Below are 652 nucleotides of genomic sequence, written 5' to 3'. Positions count from 1 at the left end.
CGCCGCTTCCAGGTGCAGGAGAAGATGACCGCGCAGATCGCCCAGTGCATCCAGGACGTGCTCGGCCCGCGTGGCGTGGGCGTCGTGGTCGAAGGTGCGCACGAGTGCATGACCACGCGCGGCATCCACAAGCGCGGGGTGAGCATGGTGACTTCCAAGATGCTCGGTACCTTCCGCGAGGATGCACGCACGCGCGCCGAGTTCCTGCGCTTCATCGACGTCGGCGGCAAGCGCTGAGAGCGCCTCCCGCACGCCGCCGCACTGCATGAAGCATCGTGAACGGATAGCCGCCTACCGGCTGCTGCGCGAACGCCCGTTGTGGAAGCTGCTGGCGGCCGACCACGCACCGGAACTGGTCGGCCTGTTGCAGGGCCTGCTGCTCGAGCACGAGCGGCGCCTGCCCGCTTCGGTGCTGCACGAGCGCCTGCAACGCCAGCTCGACGCCCTGCGCGCCGACGAACTCTCGCGTGAACTGCCACGCACGGCGCCTGCTTACGTGGCGCACTGGCTGGCCCAGGGTTGGCTGGAGCGCCGCCTGCCCGAGGGCGCGGAAGAAGAAGCGTACGAACTCTCGCGTGCCGCGACCCAGGCCATCCGCTTCATCGCCAGCCTGGGCGCTGGGCAGGCTGGGCGTGCCACCGAAAGCCGCCTG

Annotated in this window: 2 protein-coding genes; both read left to right on the top strand. The window is 69.8% G+C overall.

The window, feature by feature from the left end:
- Positions 1 to 237: GTP cyclohydrolase I (locus tag CWM66_RS28010; protein ID WP_199200071.1), on the top strand; the 237-nt coding region annotated here is incomplete at its 5' end.
- A gap of 28 nt (positions 238 to 265) precedes the next feature.
- A partial coding sequence (locus CWM66_RS28005) for a DUF3375 family protein (RefSeq protein ID WP_146159955.1) occupies positions 266 to 652 on the top strand: 387 nt, incomplete at its 3' end.

This window comes from Kosakonia sp. H7A (assembly GCF_003028445.1).
Classification (GTDB): domain Bacteria; phylum Pseudomonadota; class Gammaproteobacteria; order Enterobacterales; family Enterobacteriaceae; genus Kosakonia; species Kosakonia radicincitans.
This window is presented reverse-complemented; position numbering and strand designations above follow the sequence as displayed.